General features: G+C 65.7%; 1 pseudogene. It reads left to right on the top strand.

The window, feature by feature from the left end:
* Positions 1–1,003 (top strand): annotated as a pseudogene (locus DB30_RS40925) (hypothetical protein); the annotation flags it as partial.

Below are 1,003 nucleotides of genomic sequence, written 5' to 3'. Positions count from 1 at the left end.
GTGCGCACGGGCCCCGAGTGCACGATGGCCTGCGGCGGCAGGACATACCCCGAGGCCACGCCGCAGTCGGAGTTTGAAGACCCCGCGCAGATCGAGGGTACCGCCGAGATCGTATTTGGGCTGCAGCGCTTCTTTTGGAGCCCGGAAGAAGCGCGGATCAACGCATTGCATGAACTGGGGCATGTCTTGGGCTTTACCCACGAGCACTTGCAGTGGCTCGACGATCAAGATCCAAACAATGCCGGGTGTCAGGATCTTGCGAATATCCCCTGGCGGGCCCTGACCCCGGCGGATCCAAGCTCGGTGATGGCCAACGATTTTTGCGTGGGCGTGAACAAGAATCAACCGCGACTGTCGGCGTGGGACCGGCTGGGGGCCTACTACCAATACACCTGGGGTCGGCGGCGCGCGGGGCTGATGGGCGTGATCAGCCAGGCGGATGACTACGCCTACGATGGGACCGGGCAGACTGGGATCTTGTGGCAGACGACCGGCAGCGCGCAGATCCAACGTTGGTCGTCAACCGGGGCGCCGGGCCAGCCGATCACCTTCGCGGTGGACGAGCTGTGTGCCAACGGCGGCGCGCCCCCGTGTATGGGCGCGTTTGACAGCGAGGGTCGCGTGCGGGCGACGCCAGCGCTGCTCGACGGCGGGGCGCTGGATCTGGACGTGCTGTTTCACGGGCCGGGGCCGGCGCTTGGGGATGCGCTGGTGCTCAACGATGGCGTAGGGCTGACGGCGACGGACCTGGGGCTCGATGGGTTCTCGGTGCCGGTGGTGGGGAGCTTCGCGGCGGGGAACGGGGATCAGATCCTGCTGTACCGGCCGGGGGCCGAGGAGGACGCGCTGTTGATGGTCGAAGATGGGGACGTGACGCTGCTCCCGATGAACTTTGCTGGATATGCGTACCCGCTCGCGGGGCGGTTCCGCGGGTTCGCGGGGGGGCGGAATGATATTATTTGGTATGATCCACACAACGGTGAGATATCGTCGTGGCGGTGGA

It is taken from the genome of Enhygromyxa salina (genome assembly GCF_000737335.2).
Classification (GTDB): Bacteria; Myxococcota_A; Polyangia; order Nannocystales; family Nannocystaceae; genus Plesiocystis; species Plesiocystis salina_C.
The sequence above is the reverse complement of the archived record's forward strand: the minus strand, read 5'-3'. Positions and strand labels throughout refer to the sequence as shown.